The sequence below is a fragment of the Streptomyces sp. NPDC002125 genome (genome assembly GCF_053593715.1).
The window spans coordinates 84,126-98,720 of sequence record NZ_JBSFDD010000011.1 but is presented as its reverse complement, the minus strand read 5'-3'; the positions used below and the strand labels follow the sequence as shown (position 1 = coordinate 98,720).

The window sequence follows — 14,595 nt, the reverse complement described above, 5'->3', positions numbered from 1 at the left end:
GGTTCGAGGAGGTCAGGAGGTCTTCTTCAGCTGGAAGTGCCAGATGCCCGTGAGCTTCTGGCCGCTGGTCTCGACGATGCTGACCTGCGTCTTGTCCGCCGTGGTCTCGCCCGTCTGGCTGGCGAAGAAGGCGCTGCCCGGGATCGAGCGGTAGGTCCGCTTGTACGGCTCCTGCTCGGCCTGCTGGCCGTTGATGAAGAGCGTCCAGCCCTTGTCCGCGACCTCGGGGTCGACGCCGAAGCGGACCTTGTCGTCCATCGCGACCTCGACGGACTTCTCCGCCTTCTTGTTGAGGCAGCCCTGGATCTCGGACTCCTTGAGCGCCTTGCCGTCGTTGTAGCAGGCGGCCTCGGTGCTCACCGAGTTGTCGCCGACCGTCACGGTGGCGAGCGGCGTCGGCTTGTCGCAGGCGGACAGGACAAGGAGTCCCGCGGACACGGCACCGAGAGCGACGCCGATTCGACGGCCCTTACCGGAGAAGAACGCAACGGTCATGCGCCGAAGGTTATCGGTCGGCACCGCTCACGCCACGCGGGGGTGCGGTGTGCCGCGCCGCGCGGCCCCCAGGAGGCCCCGTACGGAGGCCGTGGCGCCGAGGGCGAGGATGCCGGCGGCGACGGCCATGCCGACTACTCCGTTGAGAGGGAGCGCGATGCCGATCGCGCCGCCGGCCACCCAGGCCATCTGGAGCAGCGTCTCCGACCTGGCGAAGGCGGAGGTGCGCACCTCCTCCGGCACATCGCGCTGGATCATCGCGTCCAGCGACAGCTTCGACAGGGCCTGGGTGAACCCCGCGACCGCCGCGAGGGCGGCGACCATCACCGTGCTGAAGAAGACCGCGGCGAGGACGGCGACCGCGAGGGCCAGACCCAGCACCGTCGCGACGATCACCTCGGGGCCGCGCGCCCTGAGCCAGGAGCCCACCGCCGTGCCGCAGGCGTTGCCCGTGCCGGCCGCGACGCCCACGATGCCCAGGGAGACGGCGGCGCTCTGCCCGGCGAGCGGGTGGTCACGCAGCAGGAAGGCGAGGAAGAAGATCAGGAAGCCCGAGAGCGCGCGGTGCGAGGCGTTGGCCTGGAGGCCGTGCAGGACGGACGGGCCGACGGAACGCAGCCCCGGCGGCTTCTCCCTGCCGTTCCTCCCCACGGTCCTGGTGCTGCCGCGCCTGCCCTTCCCCGGGGACGCGGCGGGTGCGGGGGGCCGGGCCGCCTCCTCGTGCGGGAGGACGAGGCGGGCCTTGCGCTCGCCCTTGGCCGAGTCGACCTTGTGGGGCAGTGTGAAGGCGAGGACGGTCCCGCCGAGGAAGATCGCGCAGGCGCCGTAGAGCGGCCAGGGCGAACCGACGGTCTGCAGCCCCGCCCCGATCGGTGCCGCGATCCCCGTCGCCAGGAGCCCCGCCAGGGTCACCCGCGAATTGGCCTTCACCAGGGAGAAGCGGGGTGGCAGCAGACGGGGCACGACGGCGCTGCGCACGACCCCGTACGCCTTCGAGCAGACCAGGACCGCCAGGGCCGCCGGATAGAGCTCCAGGCCGCCGGTGGCCACCGCGCCCGACATCGTGATCGCGAGCACCGCGCGGGCGAACATCGCGCCCGCCATAGCGGCCCGCCGCCCGTGCGGCAGCCGGTCCAGGAGCGGTCCCACGACCGGGGCCAGCAGGGTGAAGGGCGCCATCGTGATGGCGAGGTAGAGGGCGACGCGCCCGCGGGCCTCGTCCGTCGGTACGGAGAAGAACACCGTCGAGGCGAGCGCCACGGTGATCATGACGTCACCCGCGCCGTTGACCGCGTGCAGCTCGATCAGCTTGCCGAGGCCCGACTCGCCCGCCCCATGGGCGTGCGTCGCCCTGCGGATTCCCCGCGCGGTGCCGGTGAACGGGGCGCGCAGGGCGCGGCCCATCGCCCGTCCCGCCCTGCGGAGCGGGCCGGATCCGTCGGACGACCTGGCGGCGGCCACGTGGTCATAGTGCCCCAGCACCCCCGGTCACGAACCCAAGATCGTGCGGGGCGCGGTGGCGGTCCGCTCCGTCGGGTGAGTCATCCCCGGTCGGAAATGGCTTGGATCAGACACCGGTCCGATGTGAATAGGAGCCGGTCCGGCCGCGGATCCGACGGTTTCGGAACCAGTTACGGTCCTGTTTGGGACGGGCAGGTGGGCGCGGGGCGGCGGAGAGGGTAGCGTGCACTCACGCGCCACCGGCGGTTGTTCTTGGCCGCGCGCCTCTCCGCGATCCCGCAGAATGGGTGGCAGAAGGCGCGCCCGAGGCAGGCACAACGGGTGTGGACGTCGACGCGGCCCCCAGGTCCGCTCCGCTCACAACTGTCATGGCCGAAATCGGACATCGATGGAGCTGCTGGCGCGCTCGTGAGACGGCGTATGGAGAGAAGCGAGACCTGTGAGTGCTGCGACGACGCGAAGCCGTACGGCCCGTACCCCCGCCCCTGACCGCCTGTGCGCCGAGGCGGTAGACCTCGCCCGCGCGGCGGCCGAGGAAGCCGCCGCGCCCGGAGTGGTCGGTGAGCACGTGGCCCTGGTCTCCGAAGGGGACCGGGTCGTCACGCACTACTTCGAGTCCAAGGAGCCCGGCTACCGGGGCTGGCGCTGGGCGGTGACGGTCGCCCGGGCATCCCGCGCCAAGAACGTCACCCTTGACGAAACGGTGCTGCTGCCCGGCTCGGACGCCCTCCTCGCCCCGGAGTGGGTGCCGTGGAGCGAGCGGCTGCGCCCCGGCGACATGGGCCCCGGCGACCTGCTGCCCACCGAGGCCGAGGACCCGCGCCTGGAGCCCGGCTGGACCGGCGAGGACGAGCCCCTGCCGAACTCCGCCGTCTCCGAGGTGTCCGAGGAGCTGGCCGCCCTCGCCGACGCCGAGGACGCGGAGCTGACGACGCTGCCCGCGACGAGCCGCGGCTCGATCGCCTCGGTCGCCGAGGAGCTCGGCACCCGGCGTGCCCGGGTGCTCTCCCGCTACGGGCTGCGGCTGGCGGCCGACCGCTGGGACGAGGAGTTCGGAGCGAAGACGCCCATGGCGCAGGCGGCGCCCGCGTCCTGTGTCAGCTGTGCGTTCCTGGTGCCGATGGCGGGCTCGCTGAAGCAGGCCTTCGGGGTCTGCGCGAACGAGTTCGCTCCGGCGGACGGGCGTGTGGTCTCCCTGTCGTACGGCTGTGGAGGGCACTCCGAGGCGGCGGTCATGCCGAAGACGCCGAAGCCCGCGCCGCACGCGCTGGACACGATGCGGGTGGACGACTATCCGCTGCGTCCGGCCGGGGACTCGGGCTCGGTCCCGGCACAGCCGGACGGCTCGACGGAAGACCTGGGTCACTCCTGACGTTGCCGCCCGCCGCGGGGCCCCGCTCCGTGCCGGCCCCCAGGCCGGGCCGTGCCGCGGGCCCGTCCTCGCGCCTCCCGGGACTTCGTCCGGGGGACATCCGGCAGGCTCGGCCCCGGCCGGGCAGGCCGGACGCGGACGCTGCCCGGACCGGGTGATTCCGGCCCTCCGGGGTCCTCCCGGGCCGATCGAGGGGGGCATCCCCCGACGAAGCCCTGCTCGGGGACGGGGCGCTGCGGGGGTTCCCGGTCGCGGTACCTTCGGGCGCACACTGGGCGGCACGGGTCACCGGAAGAGCGGAGTACGAGCGTGGGCATGAATGCGACCGAGGGGGCCGATCCGTTCGGGACGGCGCGACTGCGGCGCGGCGTGCTCGACGCCTGGGGTGCGGGCCCGGCCCGCTTCCGTGAGGACGCCAACGCCGAGGAGGACCTCGTCCTGGGCGGCTACCGCGACCGCCTGGTCGTCGAGCTCGCCCAGAACGCCGCCGACGCCGCGGCCCGCGCGGGCGTGCCCGGCAGGCTCCGCCTCACCCTGCGCGCGGCGGCCGACGGCAGCCCCGCCGTCCTCGCCGCCGCCAACTCCGGCGCTCCCCTCGACGCGACCGGCGTCGAGTCGCTGAGCACGCTGCGGGCCTCCGCCAAGCGCGAGGGCCACGAGTCGGCCGTCGGCCGCTTCGGCGTCGGCTTCGCCGCGGTGCTGGCCGTCAGCGACGAGCCCGCCGTCGTCGGCAGGCACGGCGGCGTCCGCTGGTCCCTCGCGGAGGCCCGTGACCTCGCCGCGCAGGCCGCCGTCGGCAGCCCCGGCCTCGGCGACGAGCTGCGCCGCCGCGACGGACACGTGCCGCTGCTCCGGCTCCCGATGCCCGCCGAGGGCAGCGCCCCCGACGGTTACGACACCGTCGTGGTCCTTCCGCTGCGCGACGGCGTCGCCGAGGACCTCGTGGGCAGGCTGCTCGACGGCGTGGACGACGCGCTGCTCCTCACCCTGCCCGGCCTCGAAGAGGTCGTCATCGAAACCCCCGACGGGGCACGGACGTTGCGCCGCTCGCAGCACGGTCCGTACACGCACATCGACGACTCCGCGCACGGTCTGCACCGCTGGCGCACCGCCGGGGCCGACGGCCCCGTGGAGCCGGCGCTGCTGGCCGACCGGCCCGTCGAGGAGCGGCTGCGTCCGCACTGGTCGGTGACCTGGGCGGTGCCGGTGGACGAGGACGGCGCGCCCCGGAACCCGCGTACGGCCCCCGTCGTGCACGCGCCCACCCCCACGGACGAGCCCCTCGGCGTGCCCGCGCTGCTGATCGCCTCGCTGCCGCTGGACACCACCCGCAGGCACCCCGCGCCGGGCCCGCTGACCGACTTCCTGGTGCAGCGGGCGGCCGACGCGTACGCCGAGCTGCTCGCGGGCTGGGAGCCCGTGTCCGTGGCCACCATCGGGCTCGTGCCCGGCGTGCTCGGCAAGGGGCGGCTCGACGGCGCGCTGCGCGCCGCGATCCTGGAGCGGCTGCCCCGGGTGGCGTTCCTGGAGCCCGCCGCGCCCCGTGACCCCTCCGAGGCCGCGGACCAGTGGGAGGACTGGGAGGGCGCGGCGACGCCCGCCAGGGAGGCCGCCGCGCTGCGGCCGGTCGAGGCCGAGGTCGTCGAGGGCGTGGGCGCGGAGACCGTACGGGTCCTGGCCGAGGTGCTGCCCTGCCTGCTGCCCGCCGGCCTGGAACGCCGTACCGAACTGCGCACGCTCGGTGTCGCCCGCGTCCCGCTGACCGAGGCCATCGACCGGCTGGCGGGCCTGGAGCGCGACCCGGACTGGTGGCGGAGGCTGTACGACAGCCTGGCCGGGGTCGACCCCGACCGGCTCTCCGGCCTGCCCGTGCCCCTCGCCGGGACCCCGGACGCGCCGCCCCGCACCACCATCGGACCCCGCCAGGTGCTCCTGCCGCTGCCCGACGCGCTGACGGCCCCCATCCTCGCCCGGCTGGCCCGGCTGGGGCTGAAGGTGGCCCATCCGGACGCCGCGCACCCCCTGCTGGAGAAGCTCGGCGCCCTGCCCGCCACCCCGCGCGCCGTCCTGACGACCCCGCAGGTGCGGGCCGCCGTCGCCGGGTCGCTGGACGCGGGCGAGATCTGGGACGAGGAGGCGCTGGACGGCGACGAGCTCGCCGACACCGTACTCACCCTCGTGCGGGACGCCGACCTCGCGCCCGGCGACGAACCCTGGCTGGGCGCGCTGGCCCTGCCCGACGAGGACGGCGAGACCGCGCCCGCCGGTGAACTCGTGCTGCCGGGAAGCCCGTTCGCCCAGGTGATGCGCGAGGGTGAACTCGCCCTGTGCGACGCGGAACTGGCCGAGCGCTGGGGCGAACAGCCCCTGACCGCCTGCGGGGTGCTGGCCACCTTCGCCCTCGTGCGAGCCGCGGACGTCGTCCTGGACCCCGACGAACTGGAGCCCCGCGACAGCGACTTCGCCGAGCCGGACGACGCCGGGCTGCTCGACGCCGTCGACGTGTGGTGCGAGGACATCCTGGACCAGCTGCCCGACACCCCCGTGCCGCCGGTCGCCACCGAGCTCGTCGCCGTACGCGATCTGGACCTCGTCGACGACGACGCCTGGCCGCAGGCCCTCGCGATGCTCGCCCGTCCGCCGCTGCGGGACGCGCTGACCCAGCCGGTCCGGGTGCTGCTCCCGGACGGTACGACGCAGTCGGTGCGCCCGTACACCGCCTGGTGGCTGCGCGACCACCCCGTGCTCGACGGCCGCCGCCCCGCCGGTCTGCGCGCCGAGGGCGGCGACCCGCGCCTGGCCGGGCTGTACGACCCGGCCGACGCGACGGGCTTCGACGACGCGCAGGTGCTGCGTGCGCTCGGTGTGCGGACCTCGGTGGCCGCGCTCCTGGACGAGCCGGGCGGAGCGGCCGAGCTGCTGGGCCGGCTCGCCGACGAGGAGCGTCCCGTCGGCCCCGTACAGCTGCACTCGCTCTACACGGCGCTCGCCGAGCTCGATCCCGAGCAGGTCACGCTGCCGGACGAGCTGCGGGCCGTCGTGGACGACGAGGTGCGGGTGGTCGACGCGGCGGACGCCGTGATCGCCGACGCCCCCGATCTGCTGCCGCTGACCGGCGGGCTCCCGCTGCTGCCGGTGGCCCCGGCGAGGGCGGCCGAGCTGGCGGATCTGTTCCAGGTGCGGCGGCTCGGCGAGAGCGTCGAGGCCGGGGTGACGACGGAGGGCGAGGAGCACCCGGTGCCGGAGTCCGTGCGCATCCTGCTGGGCGTGGGGACACCCGACAGCTACGTCGAGCACAGCGAGCTGCGGGCGGGCGGCGTCGAGCTGGACTGGCGGCGCACCCCGGACGGCGTGGTCCACGCGTCCACCGTGGAGGGCGTGGCGGCCGGTCTCGCCTGGGCGGCCGGCCAGTGGCCCCGCCGCTTCGAGGTGGCGGCGCTGCTGGAGGACCCGTCCCGCACGGAGGAGCTGGCACGGGACCGCTGGTTCGACTGACTGTTGTGATCTTCACATCACATACATGTAACGAGCACAACCATTCACATGAGGGAGCCGTCTGATCCGTCGAGTCATCAGACTCGACGACCAGCTGGGACCTGCCAGGAGGATCACACTCCGGCGGGCCCCCTGCTCCACAGGGGACCACATGCGTATTCGCGCCACCGTCGCCGCTGTATCCGGCGCCCTGGCCCTGTCCGCTCTCGCCGTTCCGGCGGCCACGGCCGATGACGGCCGGACCTGGACACCCGACTTCGGGCTCTCCGCCCCCGAGCAGTCCAAGGGGCGCATGGCCGCCCGTTCGGTCACCGCCGACAACGACCTCAGGATCACCAAGGCCGTGGTGAACGGCGGCAAGGCCATCGTGGTGGGCACCACCGCCCCCAAGAAGGTCACCGTCGCGATCACCGCCACGGACGACTCGGGCATCGCCGACGCCGGCACCATCCTCTGGATCGGCGACGACCTCGAGTCCGACGACAGCTTCGGCTTCACGCAGAACGAGGAGGCCGCCACCTGCAAGGCGGCCAGCGCCACGACGTCGACCTGCACGCTCACGGTCACCGTCGACCCGGCCTGGCTGATCAACTCCGACGCGACCACCTGGCACGTCGGCGCCGCGGTGCTCAGCAACGACGGCCAGATCGTCCAGAACGACGCGTTCGCCAAGACGAGGCTCCAGCGCCTCTCCAAGGTGACCGTCAACGCCGCCCCGGAGCCCGTGAAGAAGGGCAAGACCATCACGGTCACCGGCAAGCTCTCGCGCGCCAACTGGGAGACCGGCACCTACAAGGGCTACGCCACCCAGGCCGTCAAGCTGCAGTTCCGCAAGAAGACCAGCAGCACCTACACCACCGTCAAGACCATCAAGTCGAGCAGCACCGGCGCGCTGAAGACCACCGTCAAGGCGTCCGTGGACGGCTACTGGCGTTACAGCTTCGCCGGCACGTCCACCACCCCGACCGTCACGGCCGCGGGTGACTTCGTCGACGTGAAGTAGTCCTTCCCGTCACGAGCGGAAGCGGCGGCCGACCAGCCTCCAGACCAGTTCCAGGACGGCCGCCGCGACCGCGGCGATCGCCACCGCAGCCCACGGCATCGTCGTGCCCACCAGCTTCAGGGCGAAGAACTCCTGGAGCCAGGGCACGGCGAGCACGACGAGGAAGCACAGGCCCATCGTCGCCACCAGGGCGATCCGCCACCAGGTGTACGGGCGGGCGATGATCGCCAGGACCCACATGGAGACCAGGAACAGCGTGAGTGTCGCCGCGCTGGTCTCCGCGTCCAGCGCTCCCGTGCCCGCGTAGTGGTGCCGGGCCAGCAGATACGTCGCGAAGGTGGCCGCCGCCGCGATGACCCCGGACGGGATCGCGTACCGCATCACCCGGCGCACGAAGTGCGGCTGGGCCCGCTCCTTGTTGGGGGCGAGCGCCAGGAAGAACGCCGGTACGCCGATCGTCAGCGTGGACAGCAGCGTCAGATGGCGCGGCAGGAACGGGTACTCCACCTGGAAGCAGACCACCAGGATCGCCAGCAGCACCGAGTAGACCGTCTTGGTCAGGAACAGGGTGGCGACCCGGGTGATGTTGCCGATGACCCGGCGGCCCTCGGCCACGACGGACGGCAGCGTCGCGAAGCTGTTGTTCAGCAGCACGATCTGGGCCACCGCGCGGGTCGCCTCGGAGCCCGAACCCATCGAGACGCCGATGTCGGCGTCCTTCAGCGCGAGCACGTCGTTGACCCCGTCGCCCGTCATCGCGACCGTGTGCCCGCGTGACTGGAGCGCCGCGACCATGTCCCGCTTCTGCTGCGGGGTGACCCTCCCGAAGACCGCGTTCCGCTCGATCTCCGTCGCCATGTCGTCGGGGTCCGACGGCAGCCGGCGGGCGTCCAGGGTGTGCTCCGCGCCCGGCATCCCCAGCTTCTGGGCCACCGCGCCGACCGAGACGGCGTTGTCGCCGGAGATGACCTTGGCCGCGACGTTCTGGTCGTCGAAGTAGGCCAGGGTCTCCCCGGCGTCCGGCCGCAGCCGCTGCTCCAGGACGACGAGCGCCGTGGGCACGGCGCCGGACGCGGCGTCCGGGGCGTCGAGCGCGCCCCCGGCGCGGGCCAGCAGCAGGACCCGCAGCCCCTGTTCGTTGAGGTGGCCGGTCTCCGCGAGGGCGGGGTCGCCCTCGGCCAGCAGGACGTCGGGGGCGCCCAGCAGCCAGGCGGACGCGTCGCCGTTGCCCTCGGTGAAGGCGGCGCCGCTGTACTTCCGGGCCGAGGAGAACGGCATGGACTGCGTGACGTCCCAGCCCTCGCCGTCCGGGTAGGCGTCGATGATGGCCTGGAGGCTGGCGTTGGGCCTGGGGTCGGAGGCGCCGAGGGCGCCCAGGACGCGGCGGACGTACTCCTCGTCCGAGCCGTTCAGCGGGCGGACCTCGGTGACGTCCATGCCGCCCTCGGTGAGGGTGCCCGTCTTGTCCAGGCAGACGATGTCCACCCGGGCCAGCCCCTCGATCGCGGGCAGCTCCTGCACCAGGCACTGCTTGCGGCCGAGCCGGATGACGCCGATCGCGAAGGCGACCGAGGTGAGCAGGACCAGTCCCTCGGGGATCATCGGGACGATTCCGCCGACCGTGCGGGCCACCGAGTCCTTGAAGTTGTTGTCCTTGACGACGAGCTGGCTGATGATGAGCCCGATCGCGGTCGGCACCATCATCCAGGTCACGTACTTCAGGATCGTGCTGATGCCGCTGCGCAGCTCCGACTGGACGAGGGTGAAGCGGGACGCCTCCTCGGCCAGCTGGGCGGCGTACGCCTCGCGACCGACCTTGGTGGCGGTGAACGCCCCGCCGCCCGCGACGACGAAGCTGCCGGACATCACCGGGTCGCCCCGCCGCTTGATCACGGGGTCGGCCTCGCCGGTCAGCAGCGATTCGTCGATCTCCAGGCTGTCGGCCTCGGCGACCGTGCCGTCGACGACCACCTTGTCCCCGGGGCCCAGCTCGACCAGGTCGCCGAGGACGATCTCGGAGACGGACACCTCGGCGGACACCCCGTCGCGCCGCACGGTCGGTTTCGCCTCGCCGATCACCGCGAGGCCGTCCAGGGTCTTCTTGGCGCGCCACTCCTGGACGATGCCGATCCCCGTGTTGGCGATGATCACGAAGCCGAAGAGGCTGTCCTGGATCGGCGCGACGAGCAGCATGATCACCCAGAGCACACCGATGATCAGGTTGAACCGGGTGAGGACGTTGGCGCGGACGATCTCGGTCACGGAGCGGGAGGAGCGGACCGGTACGTCGTTGACCTCGCCCCGCGCGACCCGCTCGGCCACCTCGGCGGTGCTCAGCCCGCCGGGTGGTGCGGGCGCGGGAGAGGGCTGGAGAGGGTCCGGCTGCTCACCGAAGGAGTCGACTGCCCGCTGCGTCATGGTTCCGACCGTACGGGCGGAAGGGGTGGTTCACCCGCCGGGGGCCGGAAGTTCCGACCAGGGGAGGAGCCGGCTCCTACGGGGGGTGTACGTCAGGAGTGCGCGGACCCCGGGGTGCCGGCCCCGGCCTCGGCGGCGGCGCGCTTGATCGCGGCGTCCCGTCCCCGGACGTACCAGATGCCGATCAGACCCAGTCCGGCTCCGGCCAGGCAGGCCCAGATCCACCAGGCGTGCCCGCGGTCGTCGAACCAGCCGTAGAAGGGAACCTGCACGAGGAAGAGGACGAACCAGAGGATCGTGCCGCCGGTGATGGTGGCGACGACGGGACCCTCCAGGGGCTCGGGTGCCTCGTGCTTCGGTGTCCACTTCTCCATGCGGCCAGTCTAAGGGCCGTCCCGTACCCCCTGGCGGGGGTGTCGGCGGGCCAGTCGGCCCAAGGGTCTACGCGCGGAGATAGCGATCTTTGGCTTATGTATTCATACTGAATCTGCTTGTGGATGACTCGATTTATTCGTGTGAACATCCAAATCTGTCTGGTTTCATCCCCCGATTTCGTCCCCCGATGCACAACTGAAGGTCATACATGTCCTCCTCGGCCACCGCCACGGTCGATCAGCCTCCGATGCCGCAGCCGCCGCACGGGTTCCTCGATCGCTACTTCAAGATCTCCGAGCGGGGGTCGTCGGTCGCCCGGGAGATTCGAGGCGGTTTCGCCACGTTCTTCGCGATGGCGTACATCATCGTGCTGAACCCGATCATCCTCGGCAGCGCCAAGGACATGTACGGGCACCAGCTCGACGGCGGGCAGCTCGTCACCGCCACCGTGCTGGCCGCGGCGTTCTCCACGCTCCTGATGGGCGTCATCGGCAACGTGCCGATCGCGCTCGCCGCCGGTCTCGGCGTCAACACCGTCGTCGCCCTCCAGCTCGCCCCCCGGATGAGCTGGGCCGACGCGATGGGCATGGTCGTCCTCGCGGGCATCGTCGTGATGCTGCTGGTCGCGACCGGGCTCCGCGAGCGTGTGATGAACGCCGTGCCGCGCTCGCTCCGCAAGGGCATCGCGATCGGCATCGGCCTCTTCGTGCTGCTGGTCGGCCTGGTCGACTCGGGCTTCGTCTCCCGCATCCCGGACGCCGCGCACACCACCGTGCCGCTCCAGCTCGGCAGCGACGGCCACCTCAACGGCTGGCCCGTCCTGGTCTTCATCCTCGGCACGCTGCTGACCCTCGGGCTGATCGTCCGCAAGGTGCCGGGCGCGATCCTGCTCTCCATCGTCGTCATGACGATCGTCGCGCTGGTCATCGACGCCGTCGCGGACCTGCCGGCCGGTGCCTGGGGCCTGACCGTCCCGGAGTGGCCGGGCAACCCGGTCGCGTCACCGGACTTCGGGCTGATCGGTGAGGTCAGCCTGTTCGGCGGCTTCTCCAAGGTCGGCTATCTGACCGGCATCCTCTTCGTCTTCACCGTGCTGCTGTCCTGCTTCTTCGACGCGATGGGCACCATCCTCGGCGTCGGCGACGAGGCCAAGCTGATGGACAAGGACGGAAACTTCCCGGGCATCAACAAGGTCCTGCTCATCGACGGTGTCGCCGTCGCCGCGGGTGGTGCGAGCTCCTCCTCCGCCTCGACCTGCTTCGTGGAGTCCACGGCGGGCGTCGGAGAGGGCGCGCGTACGGGGCTTGCGAGCGTGGTGAGCGGGCTGCTCTTCACGGTGGCGCTGTTCCTGACGCCGCTGGCGACGATGGTCCCCTCGCAGGCGGCCACCCCGGCCCTGATCGCGGTCGGTTTCCTGATCCTCGCGGGCAATGTGCGGGACGTGGACTGGGGCGACTACACGCTCGCCATCCCGGCCTTCCTCGCCATGCTGATGATGCCGCTCACGTACTCGATCACCAACGGCATCGGCATCGGCTGCATCGCCTTCAGCGTGATGCGCCTGGTGGCGGGCCGGGGCAAGGAGGTCCCGGTGGCCATGTACGTGGTCTCCGCGGTCTTCGTCTTCTACTACGCGATGCCGGCGCTCGGCCTCACGTAGGCGCGGACAGCCCTCAGCGGAGCACCCACCCCTACGGGGCGGATGCCCGTCATGTGACCCGGTCGGCCGGGTCCGCCTGACGGGGGTCCGCCCCGTAGAACTTTTCGGTCTCGTCGACGGCCGCGTGGAAGCGTTCGTCGAAATCGTCGCGAACGAGCGTCCTGACCACGTAGTCCTGGACGCTCATGCCGCGTCTGGCGGCGTGACGGCGGAGCCGGTCGAGCAGCTCACCGTCTATGCGCAGGCTGAGCACTGTCGATCCCATGCCAAGCAGGGTCCCGGCACACATGGCCTTCTTGTGGCTCTTTCCGCCCCATACTCACTCGTTCGGGTGATCAGTTTCTCGCGCGTGTACCACCGGGTGGTATTTAGCATTGCTAATGAGTTACGCTAAGGAACATGCCTGACCTGATCCACGACGGTGAGAGTGCCGCCGCCGTGAGCTCCCTCCGCTCCGCCGTGATGCTGCTGGGCCGGCGGCTGAAGCACCAGCGTGTCGACGAGTCGCTGAGCCCCACCGAGATGTCGGTGCTCGGCACTCTCGCGCGTTGCGGCTCAGCCACTCCCGGTGAGCTGGCCCGCAAGGAGCACGTGCAGCCGCCGTCGATGACCCGCATCGTCGCGCTGCTGGAAGCCAAGGGCCTGGTCAGACTGGAACCGCACCCCGATGACCGTCGGCAGAAGAGGGTCAGCCGGACCGAGCAGGCGGAAGCCATGCTCGCCGAGAGCCGCTCCAAGCGGAACGCCTGGCTGGCCAACCTCGCCGAGGGCCTGGACGAGGACGAGTGGGAGAAGCTGCGGGCCGCCGCGCCCGTGCTGGAGAAGCTTGCCCATCTGTGACCCCCGGCGGGCGCGCGGGGCCCCGGCCCCGTGAGCGCCCGCGGTCACCGTCCCGTCAGTCCGTACGCCGTATACGCCCGAGGAGGCGAACCCTTTTGAGTACGGGATCCGGAGCAGACTCCGCCCCCGCACCGACTTCCACCCACGAGAGCAAGACCGGCGGGACCTTCTCGTCGCTGAAGATCCGCAACTACCGCCTGTTCGCCACGGGCGCCGTGATCTCCAACACCGGTACCTGGATGTCCCGCATCACGCAGGACTGGCTCGTCCTGAGCCTCACCGGGTCCGCCGCCGCCGTCGGTATCACCACGGCCCTCCAGTTCCTCCCGATGCTGCTGTTCGGCCTGTACGGCGGTGTCATCGCCGACCGGCTCCCGAAGCGGCGTCTGCTGCTCATCAGCCAGGCGGCGCTCGGCCTGTGCGGCATCGCACTCGCCGTGCTGACCCTCTCCGGCGTCGTACAGGTCTGGCACGTCTATCTGATCGCGTTCCTGCTCGGCATGGTGACCGTCGTCGACAACCCGGCGCGCCAGTCATTCGTCTCCGAGATGGTCGGCCCCGCGCAGCTGCGCAACGCGGTCAGCCTGAACTCGGCGAACTTCCAGTCCGCCCGGCTCATCGGCCCCGCCGTCGCGGGCGTCCTGATCACCACGGTCGGCAGCGGCTGGGCCTTCATGCTGAACGGACTGTCGTTCATCGCCCCGCTCGTCGGCCTGCTCATGATGCGTACGAGCGAGCTCCACGCGTCCGTGACCGTCAAGCGCGCCAAGGGCCAGCTGCGTGAGGGGCTGCGCTACGTGTCGGGCAGACCCGAGCTGATCTGGCCGATCGTCCTGGTCGGCTTCGTCGGCACGTTCGGATTCAACTTCCCGATCTGGCTGACGGCGTTCGCCGACGAGATCTTCCACGGCGGCGCCGGGATGTACTCGTTCTTCAACATCCTCATGGCCGCCGGCTCCCTCGCGGGAGCCCTGCTCGCCGCCCGCCGCCGCTCCTCGCGGCTGCGGATGCTGGTCGCCGCGGGCACCCTGTTCGGTGTCCTGGAGATCGCCGCGTCGCTGTCGCCGTCCGTCTGGCTCTTCTCGCTGCTGCTGGTCCCGATCGGCATGATCGGCCTCACGACCAACATCAGCGCCAACACGAGCGTCCAGATGGCCTCGGACCCCGAGATGCGGGGCCGGGTGATGAGCCTCTACATGATGGTCTTCGCCGGTGGCACACCGGTGGGCGCGCCGATCGTCGGCTGGATCAGCGACGTGTACGGCGCCCGGACCGGCATGGCGGCCGGCGGGGCGATCTCGATGCTGGCCGCGCTCGGGGTCGGCTTCGCGCTGACCCGCGTCGGCGGCCTCCGCGTCAAGGTCGACCTGCGCCCGGGCCGCCCGCATGTGCGGTTCGTCCCGAGGGAACAGCTGGCCACGGCGGCCTGAGAGCCGCCCGCGTACGCCGTCCCCTCCACGCCGGAGGGGGCGGCGT

At 71.9% G+C, this 14,595-nt stretch carries 11 protein-coding genes; 6 read left to right on the top strand and 5 right to left on the bottom strand.

Annotated elements, in window-relative coordinates; translation table 11 throughout:
• Positions 1-12: 12 nt before the first annotated feature.
• The gene (locus ACWCQM_RS20325; RefSeq protein ID WP_450916565.1) at positions 13-495 is read right to left on the bottom strand and encodes a DUF2771 domain-containing protein; all 483 of its coding nucleotides are present in this window, start codon (positions 493-495) and stop codon (positions 13-15) included.
• Positions 496-522: 27 nt separating this feature from the next.
• Complete coding sequence (locus ACWCQM_RS20320) at positions 523-1,956, bottom strand: MFS transporter (protein ID WP_450916564.1); 1,434 nt, start codon at positions 1,954-1,956, stop codon at positions 523-525.
• A gap of 439 nt (positions 1,957-2,395) precedes the next feature.
• On the opposite strand from ACWCQM_RS20320, the gene ACWCQM_RS20315 reads away from it, so the two are divergent.
• The 3 genes from ACWCQM_RS20315 to ACWCQM_RS20305 all read left to right on the top strand — a co-directional run bounded on the left by ACWCQM_RS20315 (position 2,396) and on the right by ACWCQM_RS20305 (position 7,826).
• Positions 2,396-3,328 carry a DUF3027 domain-containing protein gene (locus ACWCQM_RS20315; RefSeq protein WP_450916563.1) on the top strand — a complete coding sequence of 311 codons (933 nt, stop codon included), beginning with the start codon at positions 2,396-2,398 and terminating at the stop codon, positions 3,326-3,328.
• A 315-nt stretch (positions 3,329-3,643) separates the two neighbouring features.
• Positions 3,644-6,823 carry a sacsin N-terminal ATP-binding-like domain-containing protein gene (locus ACWCQM_RS20310; protein WP_450916562.1) on the top strand — a complete coding sequence of 1,060 codons (3,180 nt, stop codon included), beginning with the start codon at positions 3,644-3,646 and terminating at the stop codon, positions 6,821-6,823.
• A gap of 151 nt (positions 6,824-6,974) precedes the next feature.
• Positions 6,975-7,826, top strand: coding sequence for a DUF5707 domain-containing protein (locus ACWCQM_RS20305; RefSeq protein WP_450916561.1), 852 nt, complete (start codon positions 6,975-6,977; stop codon positions 7,824-7,826).
• A 9-nt stretch (positions 7,827-7,835) separates the two neighbouring features.
• Here the strand turns inward: ACWCQM_RS20305 and ACWCQM_RS20300 are convergent, their stop codons facing one another.
• Positions 7,836-10,244 carry an HAD-IC family P-type ATPase gene (locus ACWCQM_RS20300; protein WP_450916560.1) on the bottom strand — a complete coding sequence of 803 codons (2,409 nt, stop codon included), beginning with the start codon at positions 10,242-10,244 and terminating at the stop codon, positions 7,836-7,838.
• A 92-nt stretch (positions 10,245-10,336) separates the two neighbouring features.
• Positions 10,337-10,618: a DUF2530 domain-containing protein gene (locus tag ACWCQM_RS20295; RefSeq protein ID WP_450916559.1), complete on the bottom strand. Its 282-nt coding sequence runs from the start codon at positions 10,616-10,618 to the stop codon at positions 10,337-10,339.
• A gap of 209 nt (positions 10,619-10,827) precedes the next feature.
• Between ACWCQM_RS20295 and ACWCQM_RS20290 the strand changes: the two genes are divergently transcribed.
• Positions 10,828-12,279 (top strand): NCS2 family permease, encoded by a 1,452-nt coding sequence (locus tag ACWCQM_RS20290; protein ID WP_450916558.1) that lies wholly within the window; start codon positions 10,828-10,830, stop codon positions 12,277-12,279.
• A 49-nt stretch (positions 12,280-12,328) separates the two neighbouring features.
• Here the strand turns inward: ACWCQM_RS20290 and ACWCQM_RS20285 are convergent, their stop codons facing one another.
• On the bottom strand, positions 12,329-12,544 hold the full coding sequence (locus tag ACWCQM_RS20285) for a hypothetical protein (protein WP_198959602.1): 216 nt from the start codon (positions 12,542-12,544) through the stop codon (positions 12,329-12,331).
• A gap of 134 nt (positions 12,545-12,678) precedes the next feature.
• Here ACWCQM_RS20285 and ACWCQM_RS20280 point away from each other — a divergent pair, with 134 nt between their 5' ends.
• Complete coding sequence (locus ACWCQM_RS20280; protein WP_073743900.1) at positions 12,679-13,119, top strand: MarR family winged helix-turn-helix transcriptional regulator; 441 nt, start codon at positions 12,679-12,681, stop codon at positions 13,117-13,119.
• Between the two features lie 95 nt (positions 13,120-13,214).
• Complete coding sequence (locus ACWCQM_RS20275) at positions 13,215-14,549, top strand: MFS transporter (RefSeq protein ID WP_450916557.1); 1,335 nt, start codon at positions 13,215-13,217, stop codon at positions 14,547-14,549.
• Positions 14,550-14,595 lie beyond the last annotated feature (46 nt).